The organism is Dyadobacter endophyticus (assembly GCF_014641595.1).
Classification (GTDB): domain Bacteria; phylum Bacteroidota; class Bacteroidia; order Cytophagales; family Spirosomataceae; genus Dyadobacter; species Dyadobacter endophyticus.
On record NZ_BMIA01000001.1, the window covers coordinates 1896858 to 1917882 of the forward strand.

Here is a 21025-nt window from a genome sequence, read left to right on the forward strand (position 1 = left end):
GGCAAAAATGCAATTGGGTGCATGGATGAAAGCCATATTTGCAGAAAAGGACGTCGTATTCTACCTGCAAGCGATAGAATCCAACGACGGCGCCTGCAAGCTGGGAAATGTGGGGCGGATTTGCGATGAATACCGCTCCACAGCATCTTACGCAAGCAAAAGCCAGGGCGTGGATGTGCCGTAAGGACAGGGCATTTATGCGAAGCTGCGGCGACCAAAATAAGCAAAGCGTTTTTAATGAGCATTTACAATACCGGAAAATAGTCACCGGGCGAACCACTCACCGCCATTGCTGTATCGCTGCGGAACCGGGCCCGTCGTTCGTCAGAACTTTGTCGCATAGCGTGATTTGCCTCAAAAACGAGTCCCTATCCGGCGCTGTGAGAACATTTCCCGATGAAAGGTACTGGTAGGTGGTCAATTGGTCCATGCAGGATATGACCATTTGTTTCTCAGCCGTACCCGCGAAATTAGCATCGCATTGCAATGCATACCTGAGCATATCGGTATCCAGAATGCCCGTCCGGAATTCACCCTGACGGCCATGCGGCCCGTTCGTCTCGTGGCGGTTGTTCATGAGCATTACCGGATGGTTTTCTGCCGACATCCAGCCATTTCCATGCCGGGTCTGGTACGCCCGCGTGAGGTAATAAACCGTCGCATCGAAGCTCTGCACATTTCTGTTCAGTATTTCAAATGCGTTTTTGCTCGTCGTGCTGGAACGGGTGACATGAGGGAATAGTCCAAAATCCATGTCCAGCAAAATTCCCTGTCCGCCCTCAAAAATGTAGTTTTCAAAACCCATGGCGAACAGTTGCTTTTCAGTAAGCAGGCGCATAATGCCACAGGCGGCGGCCAGGTCATGCATAAACTGATCGACAGGCATAATTTCCAGTTCCAGCGCCTCAATACAGCTTTCCAGCCCGCGGGCTTTGAGTTTCATGCGATAATAATCGCGTACTGCTGCCAATTTTTGCTCCAAAATACCGGGAAAGAACAGGTCCTGGGCGCAAAGTTTGTACGGCCCCTGATTTCGTTCGACAGTCGCGCCAAAGCCCACTCCTACTGTGCCTTGAGCCAGATTAGCGCGATCGTTTATATTATAGAATTTATCAAAAGGCGTAGTAACCATCGCCAGCGGGTCCACAAACAGCACCGGGCTTACCCCCAGCCGGCTCAATGCATCGAACTCCCTAGCCATACCCGTCGGGTCTATCGTGCAAAACCGCGAAAAAAAAGTGGGCACCTTCCTGAACGAGCCTGCGCCAAAGTTCGAGAATACGTGAAAGCTGCCTTGTGCGTGCATGACTGTATGCCCGCACTGGTGCCCGCCGTTGAACCGGATAACGACCGGATGATCCAGCTTGGAGGAAAGGTAGTCTGTAAAAACACCCTTTCCTTCATCGCCGTAACCCATTCCTACTATAATATGGATACCTCCCATTTATTTACAATGCGATAATACCGGAAGAACCGTGATCACGGCGAACTAGTGAATCTTTGACCGCAACGAGTGCATTTGAAACCGATTGCCGTGTTCTCGCATCGAAGCTACTCATCGCCACGTCGACATTAACCCCTTTTACAAGCGCCACGGTAGTCGCGATGAGCTCGGCAATGTTGTTCTGATCTTCGAGCACAAGGAAACGTTCGCCCAGCAATCCCTTCCATTGCGAAAACACAAAATGATCGTTGTGATAGCTGGCTTCATTGGCATGAATATGAAAAACGAAGTATGAGCGGCAGGCTTCGTTCAGCAGCGACGAGGAAGTGAGGTTTTCCTTTCCCTTGTACCCGCACTTGGCCTGCAACAAATCGGCGGCCATATGGTCATGAAAGCCTTCGTCGCCGATCGTGAAGAGCAATCCTTTTTCTTGCCTTTTCTCAAAAGAATCGATCGAGGTGTGCCGGGCCGCAAAGTACCAGGCCAACGGATAACTTTCACGATTTTGGCCGCCTCCGCCCCGCTCGATAAATATTTTTGAAAGGCAGTCGTCCAACTCCATGGTACCGGATTCGAACTGGCCCACCTGCAAGGGATAATCGTCCGAAATATGATCCCCAATGGCCATGAACATGATTTGCGGATCGAGAATGCCATTGTCGATCAAGGTATTCATCAGTGCGCCCAGTTTGTTTTTGATCAGGTTTTCGGGAATAGAGCCCATAGAACCCGTAACATCGAGCGCGACAATGATCGGTACCGAGTGCGGATGCAAAGCCGAGTCTCTTGATTCCCGGAGGTCCACATTGTCGGGAGAAAGATCGGGGTGTATTACGCCCAGCTTGTTTTGTGTGAAGTTGTCATCAATCGACCGGGTTTTACGTACCCGGCTAACGCTGTCATAAGCATCACTGCTCCACGATGAATAGCCCATTGATTTAGATATTTAAGTGTATGAATTGAGATGGAAAGTTTCTGTCGAGCATCTCACGGTACTTTTCATAGCATTCCAGTGAGTCTTCGTCGGAGCTGAGCAAAAAATCTACGAACTCGGAATGGTGCGTTTTCCGCAGCGAAGTACCCAGCCCGGAGCGATCGCCCAGAAGGTAAGCACCGATGCGTTTGACCATTTCCAGATCGGCAGTTTCGCTCGCTTTTTTGCCGGCCAGTAACTGGTCGGGGTACCAATGCCGATAAGCGGCAGATATCGTCGATACCCGGCCGTTCAGTTCGGCCGCGTGATAAAATCCCGCGACGGCAATCCCGTGCGTTGCAGGCACGAGTAGCACCTGTGCGGGGGTGAGACCCAGGTGCGCACGCCCCGTGTGCCCGTGGAGTAGCATACAGAATTCGAGCAAGCGCGATACTACCCAGGTCACATGTTCCTGCGGCAATGTCAAATTAACCAGCGGTATTGCACGTTCGAAAAGCGAAAAACTACAATCGGAGTCCCAATCGTAGGGCATATACCGTTTAAAATGGGCTGTCGCGCCGGCCACGACTTCTTGCTGATTTCGCTTCGCGTGCGCGATCACCTGACCATCGCCCTGATAGCGTACCCAGTGGCCGTTGGTCAGGAAGTTGCCGGAATCGTCTGCTAGGGTAGTTCCGCTGGTGTAATGGCGAAACATTTCGATCAAACGGTTGGTGGCCTCCTCCGCCCGGGGATGTTTGCATATATCGGGATGGATGGCCTTCATCATTTCCCGGAAAGTCAAAGCCGTGCCCTCGGCCAAAGCATTAAAATGGGTGGCTTGTAACACCTGATCGATCATTTGGCTGTCGTCTGTCATGGAAAGCTCTTATCGTTAACGAATACCCGAAATGGCTGTGAGAAAGCCAAGGTATCAGAACTAACGGCACCAAACTCAGGCCATTGAGCGTATGAACGGTATGGATGAGCCATCGGCGTTGCATAGGTTGGGCGTAGTCTGAGGCTACGCCCAACTAGTCTCCCCATCCTTTGTCACAATCCCCCCCTGATAATGTCGCAAATCACATCTCTTTTTGTAAACCGAACCCGCTTAGTTTGTAACATCCAAATAAGGTTAGGCAAAGCGTTCCAAAATCGCAGTCAAAACAATCGGAAACAATGGTAGAAGTATTCAAAACAGACGTAGAGAAACAAAGCCAGGCAACATTGTTAGTCGACCTGATTTGTCTTGCATTCACCGGCTACCGTGCCAGTTTCGACCTTGAAGATTGTGATAAGGTATTGCGGGTCAGCTGTGAAGGCCCGGCCATATGCAACGCCAGCATCATCGGGCTGCTGGAAAGCTTTGGCTACCAGGGCACCGTTCTCGAAGAGTGCATTTCCGTAAATACATACGCCGGCGCCGCGCTGTTGACCGAATATTAAGCCAGCCACGCGCGTGCAGTAATCAAAATTTGCCGGGGAGGTAAATAATATCGAATAGCGCGTATAAGCAGGACCGCTATTTCAGATTTTGCAAATCCTATTTCACTTAATACATCATTAAACTATATCAACTATGAAAAAGACAAAGATTATCTTCTGGGTTGTAACGGGGTTGTTGGCGGTCATGCTGGGCATTGGGTCGGTGTACGATGCCATTTCAGCTCCCGAAGCTGTGGAACATGTGACGCGCATCGGCTATCCGGCTTACATTGTTCCTTTTCTGGGCTTCGCCAAAATTCTGGGCCTCATTGCGATCCTCGTTCCTGGTTACCCCCGAATAAAGGAATGGGCGTATGCCGGCATCTTTTACGACTTGCTGGGCGCTTTCTATTCACATATCGCGTTTGGCGACGGTCCCGATATGTGGGCAGGTTTCATCATCGGCTTTGCGTTGATTGCCGTTTCATATATCTATCACCACAAGCTGCAAAGAGAAACTTTCGCGGTCGCTTAGTGTCCGCATCATGTTGAAAATAAGCGCCCATTCATTTGATTCATCAACAAATAAATCCAGATAAGCTATGTCAACCAACCAATCGTCCGCCGAAATAAAAACAACGGAAACTGTGGACAGAAAACAGCTCTTGCACGACCTCGACCAGACCGAGCGGGATTTTTACACGGCCCTCGCGTCGCTTCAACCCGAGCAGGTGAATGTAGTCCCGTTCGAAGGCAGCTGGACGGCAGGACAAGTGGCGGAACACATCCTGATGTCGGAATCCGGGGTTCCCGAAACTCTGCTCGGCACCATTGAAGAAACCGACCGTCCGACAGCGCAGTATGTGCCGGTGATCGAATCCATTTTTCTCGATTTCACAGCCAAATACCAGGCCCCGGAATTTATTATCCCGTCGGCCGGCCCGCACGACCAGCAGCAATTGCTTGAAGCGTTCAAAACAGAACGCGCCGCAATCCGTGAGATCGCCGCTAATGAGGACCTTGCCGTCACTTGTACCGATTTCGAATTCCCGCAAATTGCCAACCTCACACGCTGGGAATGGCTCCAATTCGTCCTTTGCCATTCGAAAAGGCATACCCGGCAGCTCAGGAATATTTCCGAAAAAGTTAGTCGTCAGACCGGCAACTTGTAGCTCAAAGATTGATAACTTGCGGAATCATTTATTACCCAAGTGTTATGTTCCGTAAGTTATCGTTCCTGTTATTATTGATAGTTGGCATGTCGGATGCCTTTGCCCAGGTGGCCGCCAGCAGTAAAAAAATAGCCCCGTTCCAGATCAGGCTAGTCAATGGCCAGCAATACACATCGTCGCAGCTCGCTGCGGGGCCGGTAGTGCTCATCTATTTTTCACCCGATTGCGATCATTGCCAGAACTTTACCAAAGATCTGCTGAAAAATGCCAGTGTGGTTGCCAACAAGCAGGTGGTAATGGTCACGTTCCAGGCGATGGATATGCTGAAACCCTTCGTGAGCCAGTACAGTCTCGGCAGCTACCCGAATTTTAAAGTGGGCACCGAAGGCACGTCGTACCTTGTTCAACGCTATTATCAGATCCGCTCGTTTCCTTACATCGCCATTTACGACAAAAAGGGAAACCTGGTAAGGACATTTGAAGGCGAACAACCGCACGCCGAAATCTTCAAGGCCCTGAAACAGATCTGACGGCAACAGCCTCCCTGCGTTTCATTTAACTTGTGAACATGGCCTCATAATGCGCCGAAGGGGCGAGAATGCCGCCGCTTTCTGAATAAAACGACTTGTCGGTCAGATAAACGCCCTTTTGTGTTTTGGTCCAGGTACCATTTGCCATGGGGTGAAAGGCCATTAATTTATCCCAATTCTTATAGTATTGATGGCCGTTCGTTTCCTGCAGTCCGATCGACATTCCGGGAAAAGGCTGTAAACGGGCGGCCACATTCTTGTTCCAGTCGACCAGGATCGGGTTCACCGTGAGGTCGGCGCAGAAACACGGGACCTTTTTCTCGTACGCCAGCTGGGTAATTTTCATGGTCATGCTCAGCGTTTTGGCAATGGCCTTTACGGCAATCGCCGAATAGCCCAGCTCAATGCGGTGTGCGGCATCCTCCACGGTATGCGCGCTTTCGTCGGCGGCTACGCGCACGCCCAGATCGCCAACAAAAGCTTCATTACTTTCCTCAAACGGCTCCTCGATCACCGCAATCTGCTCGAATGCGCCGATTTTTTTAGCGTGGTCGAGAAAACGGAGCAGCGTTTCCTTCTTTTCATAGCGGCCATTGGCATCGAAATAGTAAGGAATCTTCCCATTTTGGGTATAAGGCGTTTCGTAATGCCCTATTGCCTTGTGTACGGCTGTGAGGAACGCAATGTCCTTCTCGATCATTTCCTGCTGTGTCCCGGCGGCGCCGGTTTTAAGTTTCAATATAAAATAACCTTCATCAGCAGCCTGTTTGATGCGTTCCGGCGAAGTTCCAACGGCAAACGACGGGATGCTCGCCACTTTTTCGTGCCGGTACGAAAGCCCGGGCCGGTAAGCGGCAGGCACCATTTCATCGAACTGCTTCATACCGGTCTCCTGCGCATACAATAGCCAGGCCGCATTGTCCACACACACCAGGGCATTCAATGCGAACGTTTTGCGCAATTCCTGATTGCCCGTGATTTTCTTTCCATAAGCCAGTACTTCCGGTAAAATGTCGTCGAGCAGCTGCACCGGGTCGCTGAATGACGTCCCCTTGATCATCTGCAATGCCCGTTCGCTCATTGCATACATCAATGCGTTACCCGCACTTTCGGAATGCGCCGCGAAAACTTTCGAGTCCGACCAAAGAACTCCTTGCGTACCCAGGCCTACCTTCCGGACACCCGAATCGGATTCCAGCATGGCAACGGCCTGCCAGCTATCGGTGATGGCGCTCCCCTTGAAACGGTACGGATTCAAGGGCTCCCTTTCGAAGTTGGAGCTCACGTTTTTAATGGTGATTTTTTTCACGGCTGGCTGTGGAAACGGGTTCTGGATAGGACTTTCGGACGTAAATATGCCGGCGGCGGCCAGCAAGCCAGCACGGCGGGCGAATTCACGTCGGGAGAAATGTTCAGGTTTTCCGGAAATCATGGTTTAGGAAATATGTTTCAAATGGTCAGACTCTATAACTGGCTGCTACCCTGACCCAATATCTGAATTTTATCCAGTTTTAATAAACCACGATGCCCATTCTAACCTGCATCAGATCAAATTCACTTCATTTTCCAGAAAACGGGCCACAAATGCGTCATCCACCAGGCTAGGGTAAGCCGCGATGACGCGTGTGATTTCTTCATACTGACCTGGCGAAAGTGTTTCCTTTGGGTTCAGCGTCCAGATACCCTCCATCAGGCCCTGACGACGAAGTACCTCGTGCACACCGGTAATGCAGCCATGAAATGCATGGGCAGGGTCGAATATCGCGGCATTCATGTCGGTTACCGCTATATTGGTGGCGAGCATCGACGCCGCATCGTTATGGCCTGTTGCCAATGTACGCTTCACAGCCGAAAGCAATTCGACAGCCTTCTGAGTCCACACTGCCCAATGTCCGAGCAAACCGCCTACGAAACGCTTTTCGACAGTTTTACCCGCTATTTCAAAACGAAACGGCGTGAGTAGGTCGGCCACGATATTGTCGTCGTTACCGGTATAGAGCGCAATTTCGTCACGGCGGTCCGAATGCGCTACCGCCCGCACGACGTCCAGGGTCTGATAGCGGTTAAATGCAGCCACTTTAATCGCTGAGACATTGGGAATTTCGCTGAATTCGCGCCAGAAATTATAGCTGTAAACCCGCCCGCCGATGGCCGCCTGCAAGTAAAATCCAAATACTGGAATGACTTCCGCCACCCGCCTTACATGCGCGATGATTTCCGATTCCGGCTGCGTTGTGAATGCCGCCATACTGACCAATCCAAGATCGTACTTGTATCTCCTGGCGATTTCCGCCTCCGCCAGCGCCTGATCCGTCAATCCGCAAATGCCCGCTACCTTGATAAACGGCCGCTTCAATGCAGCCCGGTCAATCTCGTCGGCGGCAATCGCGAGCACTTTTTCGAACAAATTGATCTGCGGATCACGGATTTCAAACTGCGTGGTATGAACCCCAACCGCCACTCCGCCTGCCCCGCTGGCCATATAATAGCGCGTCAATCCACGCTGTCTCTGCTCGTCCAGCTGCAAGTCACTTGTCAACGCCAGCGGATGCGCCGGAATTACCGTCCCGTCAAACAGCAGCTCTTTTATATTCGATTTCAACATATTTAAAATAACTATCTAAATATCAACATATTACCACAAAACCCCAACGCAATCACGACAACACCCTCAGCCCCCTTTAAAACTCCCCCTTCCGCTCCTGAAAATGCGTGGGTTTGTTAATGGTCTTCCCGCCTTCCAGTAGCCATTGGGCCGTAATTCCGATCATTTGTTTCAAAGTAGTACGTGGGTAGCCAAATAAACGGAACGATTCCGCAGCATTGCTGAGCAAGGCTGTTGGCTGTTCTTCCCCTTTAAATTGTGGTTCGGTGTTGAATATACGTCCGAATTCTTGCGCCAGCCAGCGCAGAGAAACCGTCTCAGGGCCGGTAATGTTCAGAACCTTCGACGGCGACTCGCAATGTAGCAGCGAACGGATCGCCATTTCGTTCGCGTCGCCCTGCCAGATCACATTCACATGCCCCATCGCCACATCCAGCGGTTTGCCGTTCAGTACCGATTTTGCAACTTCCAACAGTACACCATATTTGAAATCAATGGCGTAATTCAGCCGGTAGAGCAATATCGGTGTGCCGTAGACCGACGAAAAGTACTGGAACATCCGCTCGCGACCGAGGCACGACTGCCCATATTCACCAACCGGATCGGTGCGCATTTCCTCCGTGGCCCCGCCCGAGCCGACCGGCGTGAACGGGTACACATTACCCGTCGAATACACGACAATCCGCGATTTCCGGAACTTCTCGGCCACGCGCCCGGGCAGGTAGGTGTTCATCGCCCAGGTGTAGGGTTCGTTGCTGGAAGTCCCGAATTTCTGACCGGCCAGATACAGTATGTTTTCTACCTCAGGAAGGTCCTGCAACTGGGTGTCATCCAAAATATTAGCGACAATCGTTTGGATACCTTCCGCATTGAGTTGCTCGACCAACCCTTCCTCGCTGAAACGCGAGACGGCGATGACACGCTTGTCGAGCCCAGCTCGTTCGATGGCCTGCATGGTGAGCCTGGCTATGCTCGGGCCAATTTTCCCTCCCGCGCCAAGGATCATAATATCGCCATCGATACGCTTCATATCCTCAACCAGCGCCTCAGAGGGGCTAAGCCATTGTTCTTCAAGAGATTGCATGCCGTTCATTTTACTTAAATAGCGGATTATTAAAAAATAGTTCTTTGATATTGACCAGTGCCAGGGCGAAAATGACAAGCAGGCCCAGACCCGCGAAAATCCTGACAAAAGGCTTATTGACCTTATTACCCATGATACTGGCATCGTTGCCCACCAGGTACATCACCGTGCCAATGAACGGTACCACAAAAATGGTCACGCTCTGCGCGAAAACGATTAGTTCGAGCGGCAGTTTACCAAAGCGGATCGCCACAAATGCTCCGATCACCATCACGAGCGCAACAAGGTAACGCACCTGTTTGGAGGAAAAATTGCTCCCCAGACCCAGCGCATCGCCCAGTAACGTTCCCCCGACAGACGCATTGCCTATCACCGACGAAAATGCTGCGCCAAAAAGCCCGATCAGAAAGAATGCAGAAGCATTGCTCCCGAAAAGCGGTTCGAGGGCCCGGGCCATGTCCGATGCGGAGTTGACAGCTATACCTTTGGGTTTCAGGATCGCAGCAGCGCACACGATGACGATCAGGCACATTAGGCCCAGCAGCATAATGCCTGTGTTGCTGTCATTCCGGCCCTGCCGCGCTGTCGGATTAGTCCGGATTCTCTCTTGGATCAGGTACGACTGATATAACGCCCCGACAATCGAAAAACACGAGGCAGTGAATGCGATAATGAGTCCCACCGAACCTTCCGGCACCTGAGGGGTTACCAATCCACTGGCCATTTCAGGAACGCTGGGTTTGGCCCAAAATAATGTAGTGATAAATGATAGCAGCATCAGCACGATCAGAAAGATCATCGTTTTTTCAAGCACCGAGTAAAAACTCCGGAAAAACAGCAGACAAATCGCAAATGCATTGAAAAACAGAATCCACGGTACCGGCGACGTATGGAATAATTCGCCTGCGGCAATACCTACCCCGACCGAATTTCCTGCCTGAAACGACGACGCCACCAGAAAAACTCCGATACCCATCGCCACGCCGGCCGGCCGGCCCCATTTCTGCCTCACAGTTGCCAGCAGTGATTGCTCGGTGGCGAGACCAATGCGGGTAGCCATACCCGTAAAAATAGCCATGAAGAAAATGGCTACCACAACCAGCCAGAGCAATGAGTAACCGTAGATAGCGCCCATTTTTGAAGTAATGGTCATTTTACTCGGGCCGAACACCAGCGCGGCGGTGATCATGCCGGGTCCCAGCGACCTGAGCCATTTGAGAAATTTCTCTTTAAAGTTTTCCAAGGTAAAAGGGTTTGGCTTTGAGTGAAATATGAATGATTGATGGATTACGGGCACGTGCCCGTAAAGGTAAAAAAGAATTTGAATATTCCATTTTAATGAAAATTAATTCTGGTAAAACTCGTAATTCTCCTTCGTCACTATGTCGATTGGCATATAGTTCTGCTTCGCTACCGGCGCATTCATGACGAGCGTTTGGTAGAGCGTCATCATGCCACGGTAGCCCTGGTCGTCGGGGCGATGGCAGATCAGGAAGTCGATCACGTTATCTTCGAGGTAATCCACGTTTTCCTTCACGAAATCGTAGCCGATCAGCGAAACATGTGTGCGATGACTGTTTTTTAAGAAAGAAGCGACCGTATGCACGCGCGAGTTCGTGACGAATGCCGCGCCGATGTCCTTATTTAAATGGAACACATAGGTAAGGTGCCGCGCTACCGATTGGTAGTCCGTTTCCCGGATATCGATTCGCACGATCTCGTTCGGCTGGTTATTGTCATTGAAATAGGCCCTGAAACCGTCCTCGATTTCCAGATAGTTAAAATTGTCGATCTCCTTTGAAATATTGATGATCAATACTTTTTTCGCGGGCTCGAGTCGGTAAGTGAGCAACTTCGCGCCTACATACCCGCTCTTGCGGAGGTGCGGGCCTATGTAAGCGAGGCTGTGCAGGCCGGGAATGTCGGAATCGATAAAAAGGTAGGGGATCTTGCGCCGGGCACATTCCGATGCGAACTTTTTAGTTTCCTCTATGAAAGAGGGAGAAATGAGTATCCCATGAAAACCGCCTTCGAGAACGTGGCGGATCTGTTCGGAAAACGAATCCTTGTCGTTCAGGTCAAACAGAAAAACCTGCACCTGCACGCCGTATTGCCTCATTTCACCTTCCGCACGGCGTATCCCGTTGAGCGGCGCCGACCAGAAATCCGTTTCTTCCGACACATCGGGGATCAGTGCCGCGAGGCTGATAATCTTTTTCGAGGCCAGCCGGCTTGCAAGGATATTGGGCTGGTAATCCATTTCCTTGATGATCGCGTTGATCTTCGCCTTGGTTTTCTCCGAAACACCAGTCCGGTTATGCAGCACGCGGTCGACCGTTGCAGTGGAGACATTGGCACGCCTGGCGATTTCCTTCACGCCGAACAATTCGTTCTCTTTTTCCATTCAGGGATTCATTTCGAGAGGTAAATATAGTTGTAAGACCAGCATTCCTGCAACTATCTCCCCATCGCAACCACTTGCGAAAACAGTTTATTCAAATTAACTTCCTTCACCGAAAATGGGATCAGAAAAGTGAATGCACCAAGCCGTTGATTGGAAAAGTCATACAAAATAGCCGAGCCATAAACTGTAATCAGGCAAGACAGGATAGAAACCATCGAAAACTTGACGATCTGCCGCCTGCTTTGCGTCGTGTTTTTCGCATTGAATGCAAATAGCCTTGTCAGGAAATACCCGACCACAAATGAACACCAGTAACCCGCAAACAGGGCCGACTTATAGGAAATAGGCAGCCATTCCTGTAAAATTGTAGCAACCAGCAGATTAGTGCCGGCGCCGGTCGCAGCGACGACAAAATAAGCAATAAGGTCGCGGCGGTTGAAGAGTTGATCGGGCATAAAAAGAAGGTTTCCAAATCGCCAATATAATAGATTAACGAACAGCATCTCAACTAAAAAACCAGCCAATGGTATGAAAAAAGCATTACTTTTTGCCTCACTCCTGATCCTGCATAGCGCCGCGATATTTGGACAGGAAAATCAATCGGTATTGTGGAAAATCAGTGGGAATGGGCTTAAAAAGCCTTCGTACCTGTTCGGGACGGTTCATACCGCATCCGTGAAAATTCTCGATCGGTTTCCTAAAATAATGCAAATAGCCGCTGGCGTCGATTTTGCATTGTTCGAAAAAGGAGGAAATACGATTGGCAATGTGGAAGATGCCGAGATTTACACGCCTCCGCTGGATTCTGTTTTTACACCGGAAGAATACGCATTGGTGGATAGTTTCTTTACAGCATCACCATTTGGAAGTATTAAACCTCACAACAATGAAGCAAGCCTCATGGCAATGTGCCAGGCTGTGGTAATGTTGAAACAAAAAGACTCAAAAAATCAGGATGGTTTCTTCGACGACATTATTCAGACGAGACTGCAAGATTCAGGAAAACCGACTTTTCAGCTTGATGAAACCGGTCAGATGGCCCGACGCGAAGAAAATAGGGACAATCGTATTCTTGCAAAGGCCATAGTAGTGATGATCAAAAATGATTTTCGGGAAAAGGATATTACTCCTGAGGACTTTTTCGATCCGGATTTGTACGCTGCCACATTAGAACATCCCATGAAACTCGATCAAAAAGCGCCGCAATTCATTCTCGACGATACTGTGGAGAGGCATGGGATCTGGCTACCCAAAATTGAGGTAAAGGTAAAAGAAGGAAGTTGCTTTATCGCGGTGGGGATGGCTCATTTACAATATCAAACAGGCCTCATCCAATTATTAAAAAACAACGGCTACACGCTTAACCCCGTTAATCTTTGAATTGCGGAAACTCATCCAAAAGTTAATCCAATGCCTGCACCAACCATCAATTGCATCGCCCCGTGCTTCATCGTAAGAAATGTCCCGGCGGCAATGGCATTTTACCGCGATTTCCTGGGGTTTGAAATTACATACCAGGGGCCGAGCGAAGACGACATTTTCTTCGGTATCGTGGAGCGTGGAGCGGCGATGATCATGATGAAAGCCGTCGGTGTAGAACCGGTGCCGAACCATACGCGGGATATTAAACAGGGCATTATGCGCTGGGACGCCTACATGTACGTGCCCGATCCCGACGCGCTCGCTGCCGAGTTTGCGTCCAGGAATGTTACGTTTTTTCTGCCGCTTATGAACAATGATGATAATTTGCGGGGATTTGAAGTGAAGGACGCGGATGGCTATCTGCTATATTTCGGAAGACCTAACACCTTATAATAGTAATGATTGCCTCGGAAGCGATTTGTTTGCATTTTAGGAGCCGAAAACCGTTCACTCCAATCACTCAATAGTTTCCTATGTACGTCAACCGCTACCTTTCCCCTATTATTGTTTACTACTATTCCTGGCGGATGGTCCTGTTTTCTATTTTTACAGGCTCTACGGCCATTCTGGTCTACGAGTATCTGGATTGGAAGTGGGTGGCAATACCCTGGCTTCCGGTGTCGCTGGTTGGTACGGCTACGGCATTTTTTGTAGGTTTCAAAAACAACCAGTCCTACGACCGTAGCTGGGAAGCCCGCAAAGTGTGGGGTGCGATAACCAATCACAGCCGCTCGTTCAGTGCGGCGGTGCGTTCTTTTACCACTTGCTCCCCCGACTCCGACAGCGTTTCCTCCGCCAAAGAGAACCGCGCGATTATTTACAGGCACATCGCCTGGCTTTACGCATTGAAGAATTCGATGGCCCAACGCACCAACTGGGAACATAAGGACCGGGCGAGCGAACGCCAGCGCAAAGCATTCAGGCGTGTTCAAGTGCCCTGTGATGTCGAAATCGCGAAATACCTGCCCGAAGCGGAACTGGCATCTATTAAAGACAAAAAGAACCAGGCGACGCAGATCCTCGACCTGCAATCGCAACATATCCGCGACCTGCGGCGCGCCGGCTCGCTCGACGCCTATCAGCACGTAGCATTACAGGACCTCATTTCGAAGCTTTATGACGAGCAAGGTAAGAGTGAAAGGATCAAAAACACCCCTTTCCCACGTCAATATGCCACTACCTCGACGCTCTTCATATTCATATTTATGAGTTTGCTGCCTTTCGGCTTGCTGCCTCAGTTTGTCGATCTGGGCGAAAAGTATATGTTTTTGCTCATTCCTTTCAACATGATCGTCTCGTGGGTCTTTATGTTTATGGAATATGTGGGCGATATCAGCGAAAACCCGTTTGAAGGCCTGCTGAACGATACGCCGATCAGTACCATTATTCGCAACATCGAAATAGACCTGAAAGAAATGCTCGGTGACACCGACCTGCCCGAAAAACTTTCAAGTTACTCGGGAACATTGTTTTAGCCGAACCAATCGGTTTTTAAGGCTCCGATCGGTTTTATTAATGCCGCTTTCAGGCTCTGCCCATGGCCTGATCAATTTCCTCGTTGATAGTGGCACGATTTGCAGAACCGCCCGAAATGTTGCGATATTGCCGTGGATTTGATTCTCGACGTTCAAAAAATGATGAAAATATTGATAGCCGACGACCATTCGCTGGTACGGTACGGGCTTAAATTGGCACTTCACAACCATTTCAGGGACAGCCATATCGACGAAAGCTGGGATGGTGAATCGGTCAAGGCGCAGTTCGCGCTGCACCGCTACGACCTGTTGCTGCTTGACCTGAACATGCCCGAAACAGATTCGACCATTCTCCTGCAATGGATCAGAGAATTCCATCCCGAAACCAAAGTGCTCGTGGTTTCAATGAATGATGAAAGCATTTTCGGGAAGCGGTCGCTGCAACAAGGGGCGCATGGCTATCTTGAAAAGGACTCTCCCCCGGAAGAACTCGTGAAGGCGATTAATACCCTCATGAACGGCAAACGCTATGCAAGTCCCAAATTGTCCACTATTCTGATCAACGAAACACTTGCAGGCAAATCCGGCAATCCCTTCGACCGGCTCACCGCCAGGGAATTTCAAGTGGCTATGTACCTGGCCAAAGACTATTCAGTGACTCAAATCAGCGAAATACTGCAGGTACAATACACATCGGTTAACACATTCAAGCGCAGGATATTCAAGAAGCTTAATATTGAGAACAAAAGTGCCTTACTCCGACTGACAGATGCTTATAACCCCGGTTGAGTGCAGCGTGGGGACAAACGGGCTGTGGCACACCAATCCCCGTATGCTCACGGAGGTTCCCGCGCCCGGGCTGCTTGCGAGGGACATCGAATAACCGAGCGTGTGCACGAAATCGGCGATGAGCTGGTAACCCAGCCTGCTATTGGGCTCAACCGGCGCATTGACGACCGGATTGGATAGCCGTCGCCGGATCTTTTGCAGCTCTCCGGGCTGTATCCCGCTTCCATTGTCCGAAACCGTCAGCAAAGGACCGTTTTCGTCACTGGCAAAAGTCAGTTTCACCACCCCGCCACGCGTGTGCTTGTTGGCATTATCGATCAGGTTCCGCAGAATCGCTTTCAGGATTTCACGATTGGTATAAACGAAAACATCTTCCGGTGAATCTATTATCAGCGTGTTACGGTTGAGCAGGATCATATCTTCAAAAAATTGCTGCAACTCTCGGGCCAGCTCGATGAATGAAAACGAATACTGCGCCGGCTGGAAATTTTCGTGCTGCGAGCGTGCCCACAGATTAACCTCCTTCACAAATGCATGAATATTGCCTGTCGCCTTTTTGATCTCCTCGGTCCCTGCCCTCACTTCGGAAAGCTGGTTATTGGCAGCAAAACGTGACACGTGGTCCGAAAGGACGTTCAGAAAATGGAGAGGCGATTGAAGATCGTGGGCGATCATCATCGTAATCTTATGTTTGAGGCCGTTGCTGTATTCAAGCTTCTGCGACAGGTCATCTACCTGTCTTTCGAGTGCTATTTTGGCGAGGTGGAGCCTGAAATACCTGTTTCGCAACCATAGAAAAAGCCCCAGCGGCAACGCCGTAGCCAAAATCATCACACAGATCCATTGCAAGATCATAACCGCTACCGGATTAGTTTCAGGAATTTAATAATGGGGTATCGTGATGGGTGCTTTATTGTTATGCAAAGAAATCCTTTTTGTAGTAAATATTGGTACAAAGCACCAAAATATTTACCATAGTTTCTACAAAAACACTAAAAATCAAGAATAATGCCTGTCTAAAACATAGGCATAACGCGAAAAGTAAACAGTTCCGCGGCAGCGCTACGGAACTGTTTTACATTCATTTACAGGGCTTACGCCCTCCCTTTCCACTCATCTATTCTACAAATCGGATGCGTTTGCATTCCTCCGCCGTGACGCTGGCCGAACTGGCCTTCCAGTTACCCACCTGCTCGCCTCCCTTGTAGCGCTTGCCCGACACCGCGTACGTACCGACCGGCAGCATCAGGCTCACCACGGAGGCTGTCCCCGGCGCATTGCACTCTGGCCGTGCGGCCGCTGTTTCAGAAATGGAGCCCATTACCTTCCCATCGACGATGATGTCGATGCGGTCGTATTTCTCCGGGGTGTAGTTGGTGTAGAATATCAAATTCCCCTCGGGTACCGGCATTTTGTTGTCCTTACAGGAGAAGACCAGCAGCAAGAGCGATAAAAACACATAACTGCCTAAACGGGTGTTGTTCAAAAGATTTTTCATGACTAATTAATGATAAATGTTTGTAACTGATTTGGCTTCATTGTCAGCCCCTTTGCTGAACTGACACGACAAAATTATATTTGGCAGCCATCGGATCGCCACGATGTTGAGTAGTCTGCATTTATATTGAGCAGATCGACATAAACTAAAAATGCCTTGCACATGGCAAGGCATTTTGCGCAAAAAATGAATCACAACTCATTGATTACTAATTGAATAATCAAAACCGTTAACTAATATTCATCCGATTATCCGGTCAAAAACGGGCGAACATTTCCATGAATTCCTGCCGTCTCGAACGGGAAATGCTGATCGCCACATCGTTGTCCATAACAATATACCCGCCTTCGCCGCGTACAAATTTCTTGATCCGGTTCAGGTTGATCAGGTAGGAGTTGTGGATGCGGTAAAAGTCGGGGCCGCTCAGTGCTTCGTCGATGTCCTTCAATACTTTGGACACTACTACTTTTTTACCATTGGCGAGCATCACACTCGTATAGTTGCTCTCGGCCTCGCAATACAGGATGTCCTGCGTGGGCACGAATAGCATCCCGTCGCCGGTTGTCAGCGCGATCCGCTGCGGCGTGTTTTTTACCTGCCGCATACTCTGGAAAAGCAGGTCGACCTGCTCGCGGGACGGAATGCTGCGCTTTTCGTCGATCCGCCTGACCGTTTCGATGAGATCGTCGGGATCAATCGGTTTCAGCAGATAGTTTAATGCACTGTATTTGAACGCCTTGATTGCGAACTTATCATAGGCGGTCGTGAATACCACGTCGAAATGCAGCCTATCGAACTTTTCCAGCATGTCGAAGCCGTTCATCCGGGGCATTTCGATGTCCAGGAAAACCAGTTCTGGCCGGTGCTCACGGATCGCCTCGATCCCCTTTTCCGCTGAACTGCACATGGCAGCGACATATACCGACGGGGCATAGGTTTTCAGCAGCCATTCCAGCATTTCGAGACAATTGTTCTCGTCATCGATGATTACACATTTGATCATATCTTTTGCTTTTCATATTTCTACTTGAAACGCCTCATACCGGAATAACGACAACCACCCTGGTCCCGACCGCCATCCTGCTGGCATCTGCCAGGTCCACGATCTCCACACTCGCGTTGGTTTGTGCATATTGATTCAATACCGCGATCCGGTCTTCGGTGAGCTTCATGCCGAGCGATTTCTTTCCGCTGGCCGATTTACTCCTGAATTCCGCAGCCTTTTCGCGCCCTACCCCATTATCTTCTATCACACATTCCAGGGTATTCTCATCCAGCATCCTTACTTTCACCCAGAGGCTGCCATTGCTTTCCTTATGCAGCAAACCATGCCAGATCGCATTCTCAACATACGGCTGAATGATCAGCGAAGGCACGCCAATCGAATCGGCATGGACCCCTTCTTCGACGATAATATGGTGGTCAAACTTATTATCGAAGCGGATCCGCTCCATTTCGATGTATAGTTTCAAGGCTTCCAGTTCACTTGAAAGCAACACTTTCTTGCTATTGGAATTATCGAGTATTAGACGGATCAGCTTCGCAAAACGCGTCAGATAAAGCGAAGCGGTCGCATTGTCGCTTTTGACGATGTACCGGTTGATCGAATTAAGGCAATTGAAGATAAAGTGCGGGTTCATCTGGGCACGCAACGCACGCATTTCGAGCTCTGCCATGTGCTCACGCAATGCAGTTTGCCGCCTGATAACTTTAATACGCCGGCGGAACAGCCAATAGGCCACTGCCACGACCAGTGCCAGTACCGCTGACACAAACCACCAGGTGCTCCACCAGGGCTGCAAGATCACAAAGGCCAGCGGTGCCACCGTTTCCGACCAGGTAATGCCATCGAGGCTCGCCGCTACTGAAAAGGTATATCGCCCTGGCGGGAGGGAAGAAAATCTTACGCGGCTGTTACGTGCATTATCCACCCAATGATCGTCCAGACCCGTGAGCCGATAGCGGTACATGAGCTTCTCCGGGTTCCGGAAATAGGGCGTCAGATACTGGATTTCAACAGAATTCCGCGTCCAGCTGAATGTAAGGGGCTGCTGGTTTTCTGTCAGCAACGAATCGTCCTGGTTTACCCTCACGGCGGCGATGAGCACATTCAGCTTTTCTTCGCGGTATTTGAGCAGCCCGGGATCGAAATAGTTTAGTCCGTTCTGCCCGCCGGCGTACATCCGGCCATCGGATGCTTCCAGCAGTCCGTTCATATTTAAAGGTTTGTTCTGGACATTATCCCTGAAATCAAACCATTGCAGTTTGCTGGTGTTCCGGTTGAGAAGGTACAGGCCATCGTCCGCTCCTATCCAGATACGGCCGCCCTTGTCGCGATGGAGCATTGAAATCCGTTGATTAGTCAACTCCGGAAAAATCTTTTTCTTTTTCAACACATTACCACTTTTCACAACCTCATAAAGGCCCACCGATCCGCACCAGGCCGTGGAATCATTTCGCATAAGAACAGCGCTTACCAGCTTTCCCGGACTAAAATCGCTGTCGGCAACGGTATTCCGGAAGGCCGAATCTGCGACAAGCAATCCGCGGTAAGTACCCATCCAGAAATTACCGCGTCTGTCGTGTGCAACGGTCTGGATCAGTTTTTCAAACCCTTCCACAAGTATTTCGGTAATGTGGTACGAACCGGCTTCCACCTTATAACACCCCAACTCCCCGGTGATCAGGAAATCGCCTCCCGGCATCGGTGCAAGCGTCCCGATCGTCTCATTCATCAGTTTCGTACGCAACCTTTTTCCCGCTTCGCCGGCCGGGTACCGCAGGCCGGTAAATGTCCTGCGAATGGGATCGAGCATTTGCGGTAAAGCACCGCTCGGCGCGACAAGCAGGTTTTTTCCATCAAAAACCAACCCCTTTATTTCTCCCGAATGCGCCCATTCCGGCCCCGCAGGTCTTACAGGCATTACCTTACCACTTCGGACATCTAGTACAGCAATGCCACGCGCTGTACCGAGCCAAATATTCCCCTGACCGTCCTCGGCAATAGACTTGACATTATTGCTAAGGTTCAGGTCGGCACCCGGAAAGCCATTGAGCCACCCTATCGTATGCGCCGACGGCCGGAAAAACAGTATACCGTCCTGGCCGAGTATCCAATGCGTACCGTCGTGGTCGTGAAAATCGGCGTAATTTTCACCGTTGGGCAGCGCTTTGCCTGAGTCGAAAAGGACCGCGCGGGTGAATGTGCGGCTCCCGTTGTCATAGAGATAGCAGCCTTTGGTTGTATTCACGAGCTTTTTACCGTTGCCGAGCGGCGTAATGCTAATGAGCTCCGCCAGCGGGATACCCGCGGGGTGTTGCGTATCGACGGGTGCAATGCGCGTCACCGATCCGATAGCGAAATTGATTTCGAACATCTGCAAAAGATTGTTGCTGGCCCAGGCAACGTCGTCGCTTACCGGGACCACCGAGCGCGCGCCATCAAACGACACTTGGCGCACGCGCCCACTTTTCGTATCGAAACAAAACACGGTCCTGATATCGGCCAGGTACAATTGATAACCCCTCCGACCGAAAACACGCCTGTAATAATAATGGTCCTTCAAACCAGGCAATGCCAGGAAACGGAACGAATCGGTGCGAGGGTCGAAACGATACAGCCCGCGACCCGCATTGGCCCAGATATGGTTATCAGGGGTGACCTGTAATTTGTTAAGCTTGTTAAGGGGCGCTGTTCCGAGACCGGCCAGCGGCACCTTTCGGAGCGACCGGTAGCCCATGCGATACCTGTGAATGCTGCTGTCGGAGGTTGTCCAGATCGTGCCGGAGCTGTCGGAAACAATATCGAGCAGGTTCTCCCCTCCCGTTTCAATCCTTCGCACATCCTGGCCGTCGAATCGCTGGATGTGCCTCGGCGAAAGAATCCAAAGGAAACCATAGCGGTCGCGGATGATCCTCGATGCATTGGCCGTTCCGATGCCATTCTTGTCGTTGAGCAGCTGGACATTGAAATCCGGCAGCTGCGCATAGCACCCGAGCCCTGCCGACAGCAGCGTGAGGAGACCTACACAGAGACGTTTCAAAAAGTTCACCTGATTCGAACGGGACAGAGGTTAATTCGAAAGGATTGCAAGTTTTACAATTTAATACACGACTGGCCAAACCGTTCAGTAAGTTGCTGGTTTTCTTAGTCAGCGGAGGGATTCGGGCAGCCGTTACACTTTTCACCCATCGCGCCGATCCATTCGTCCATCCCCTAGAATCCGGCCTTTGTCATATTTTCCTTTCAGGCCTGGGTGCGCGC

At 50.4% G+C, this 21025-nt stretch carries 22 protein-coding genes; 9 read left to right on the forward strand and 13 right to left on the reverse strand.

Annotation, left to right across the window (positions count from 1 at the left end):
- Positions 1-25 precede the first annotated feature (25 nt).
- A complete protein-coding gene (locus tag IEY24_RS07830) occupies positions 26-184 on the forward strand; it encodes a hypothetical protein (protein WP_188930316.1) in 159 nt (52 codons plus the stop codon).
- Positions 185-280: 96 nt separating this feature from the next.
- On the opposite strand, the gene IEY24_RS07835 is transcribed toward IEY24_RS07830, so the two are convergent.
- The 3 genes from IEY24_RS07835 to IEY24_RS07845 are packed head-to-tail and all read right to left on the reverse strand — an operon-like array spanning position 281 to position 3237.
- Positions 281-1444: an adenylosuccinate synthetase gene (locus IEY24_RS07835; RefSeq protein WP_188930318.1), complete on the reverse strand. Its 1164-nt coding sequence runs from the start codon at positions 1442-1444 to the stop codon at positions 281-283.
- A 4-nt stretch (positions 1445-1448) separates the two neighbouring features.
- Positions 1449-2378 (reverse strand): hypothetical protein, encoded by a 930-nt coding sequence (locus IEY24_RS07840; protein ID WP_188930320.1) that lies wholly within the window; start codon positions 2376-2378, stop codon positions 1449-1451.
- A gap of 4 nt (positions 2379-2382) precedes the next feature.
- Entirely contained in the window at positions 2383-3237 is an 855-nt protein-coding gene (locus IEY24_RS07845; RefSeq protein WP_188930321.1) for a hypothetical protein, read from the reverse strand.
- A 299-nt stretch (positions 3238-3536) separates the two neighbouring features.
- On the opposite strand from IEY24_RS07845, the gene IEY24_RS07850 reads away from it, so the two are divergent.
- The 4 genes from IEY24_RS07850 to IEY24_RS07865 all read left to right on the forward strand — a co-directional run bounded on the left by IEY24_RS07850 (position 3537) and on the right by IEY24_RS07865 (position 5484).
- Positions 3537-3803 (forward strand): hypothetical protein, encoded by a 267-nt coding sequence (locus IEY24_RS07850; RefSeq protein WP_188930323.1) that lies wholly within the window; start codon positions 3537-3539, stop codon positions 3801-3803.
- A gap of 133 nt (positions 3804-3936) precedes the next feature.
- The gene (locus tag IEY24_RS07855) at positions 3937-4317 is read left to right on the forward strand and encodes a DoxX family protein (protein ID WP_188930325.1); all 381 of its coding nucleotides are present in this window, start codon (positions 3937-3939) and stop codon (positions 4315-4317) included.
- A 67-nt stretch (positions 4318-4384) separates the two neighbouring features.
- Positions 4385-4954: a DinB family protein gene (locus IEY24_RS07860; RefSeq protein WP_188930326.1), complete on the forward strand. Its 570-nt coding sequence runs from the start codon at positions 4385-4387 to the stop codon at positions 4952-4954.
- A 44-nt stretch (positions 4955-4998) separates the two neighbouring features.
- Positions 4999-5484, forward strand: coding sequence for a TlpA family protein disulfide reductase (locus IEY24_RS07865; protein ID WP_188930328.1), 486 nt, complete (start codon positions 4999-5001; stop codon positions 5482-5484).
- Positions 5485-5509: 25 nt separating this feature from the next.
- On the opposite strand, the gene IEY24_RS07870 is transcribed toward IEY24_RS07865, so the two are convergent.
- The 6 genes from IEY24_RS07870 to IEY24_RS07895 all read right to left on the reverse strand — a co-directional run bounded on the left by IEY24_RS07870 (position 5510) and on the right by IEY24_RS07895 (position 12032).
- Entirely contained in the window at positions 5510-6916 is a 1407-nt protein-coding gene (locus IEY24_RS07870; protein WP_188930330.1) for a mandelate racemase/muconate lactonizing enzyme family protein, read from the reverse strand.
- A 111-nt stretch (positions 6917-7027) separates the two neighbouring features.
- Positions 7028-8089 (reverse strand): dihydrodipicolinate synthase family protein, encoded by a 1062-nt coding sequence (locus tag IEY24_RS07875; protein ID WP_188930332.1) that lies wholly within the window; start codon positions 8087-8089, stop codon positions 7028-7030.
- Between the two features lie 76 nt (positions 8090-8165).
- On the reverse strand, positions 8166-9173 hold the full coding sequence (locus IEY24_RS07880) for an NAD-dependent epimerase/dehydratase family protein (protein WP_229221579.1): 1008 nt from the start codon (positions 9171-9173) through the stop codon (positions 8166-8168).
- A 10-nt stretch (positions 9174-9183) separates the two neighbouring features.
- Positions 9184-10416 (reverse strand): Nramp family divalent metal transporter, encoded by a 1233-nt coding sequence (locus tag IEY24_RS07885; protein WP_188930336.1) that lies wholly within the window; start codon positions 10414-10416, stop codon positions 9184-9186.
- A 102-nt stretch (positions 10417-10518) separates the two neighbouring features.
- Entirely contained in the window at positions 10519-11577 is a 1059-nt protein-coding gene (locus tag IEY24_RS07890) for a LacI family DNA-binding transcriptional regulator (protein ID WP_188930338.1), read from the reverse strand.
- A 53-nt stretch (positions 11578-11630) separates the two neighbouring features.
- Complete coding sequence (locus tag IEY24_RS07895) at positions 11631-12032, reverse strand: GtrA family protein (protein WP_188930340.1); 402 nt, start codon at positions 12030-12032, stop codon at positions 11631-11633.
- A gap of 73 nt (positions 12033-12105) precedes the next feature.
- Between IEY24_RS07895 and IEY24_RS07900 the strand changes: the two genes are divergently transcribed.
- The 4 genes from IEY24_RS07900 to IEY24_RS07915 all read left to right on the forward strand — a co-directional run bounded on the left by IEY24_RS07900 (position 12106) and on the right by IEY24_RS07915 (position 15263).
- Positions 12106-12957: a TraB/GumN family protein gene (locus tag IEY24_RS07900; protein ID WP_188930342.1), complete on the forward strand. Its 852-nt coding sequence runs from the start codon at positions 12106-12108 to the stop codon at positions 12955-12957.
- 30 nt (positions 12958-12987) lie between these two features.
- On the forward strand, positions 12988-13392 hold the full coding sequence (locus IEY24_RS07905; protein WP_188930343.1) for a VOC family protein: 405 nt from the start codon (positions 12988-12990) through the stop codon (positions 13390-13392).
- A gap of 80 nt (positions 13393-13472) precedes the next feature.
- Positions 13473-14474 carry a bestrophin family protein gene (locus IEY24_RS07910; protein WP_188930345.1) on the forward strand — a complete coding sequence of 334 codons (1002 nt, stop codon included), beginning with the start codon at positions 13473-13475 and terminating at the stop codon, positions 14472-14474.
- 159 nt (positions 14475-14633) lie between these two features.
- Positions 14634-15263 (forward strand): response regulator, encoded by a 630-nt coding sequence (locus IEY24_RS07915; protein ID WP_188930347.1) that lies wholly within the window; start codon positions 14634-14636, stop codon positions 15261-15263.
- On the opposite strand, the gene IEY24_RS07920 is transcribed toward IEY24_RS07915, so the two are convergent.
- From IEY24_RS07920 to IEY24_RS07935, 4 genes are all read right to left on the reverse strand, one after another.
- On the reverse strand, positions 15228-16118 hold the full coding sequence (locus IEY24_RS07920) for a sensor histidine kinase (protein WP_188930350.1): 891 nt from the start codon (positions 16116-16118) through the stop codon (positions 15228-15230). The genes IEY24_RS07915 and IEY24_RS07920 overlap by 36 nt on opposite strands.
- 262 nt (positions 16119-16380) lie before the next feature.
- Positions 16381-16761, reverse strand: coding sequence for a hypothetical protein (locus IEY24_RS07925; RefSeq protein ID WP_188930352.1), 381 nt, complete (start codon positions 16759-16761; stop codon positions 16381-16383).
- A gap of 256 nt (positions 16762-17017) precedes the next feature.
- Positions 17018-17764: a LytR/AlgR family response regulator transcription factor gene (locus IEY24_RS07930; RefSeq protein ID WP_188930354.1), complete on the reverse strand. Its 747-nt coding sequence runs from the start codon at positions 17762-17764 to the stop codon at positions 17018-17020.
- A gap of 34 nt (positions 17765-17798) precedes the next feature.
- Entirely contained in the window at positions 17799-20804 is a 3006-nt protein-coding gene (locus IEY24_RS07935) for a sensor histidine kinase (RefSeq protein ID WP_188930356.1), read from the reverse strand.
- Positions 20805-21025: the final 221 nt, after the last annotated feature.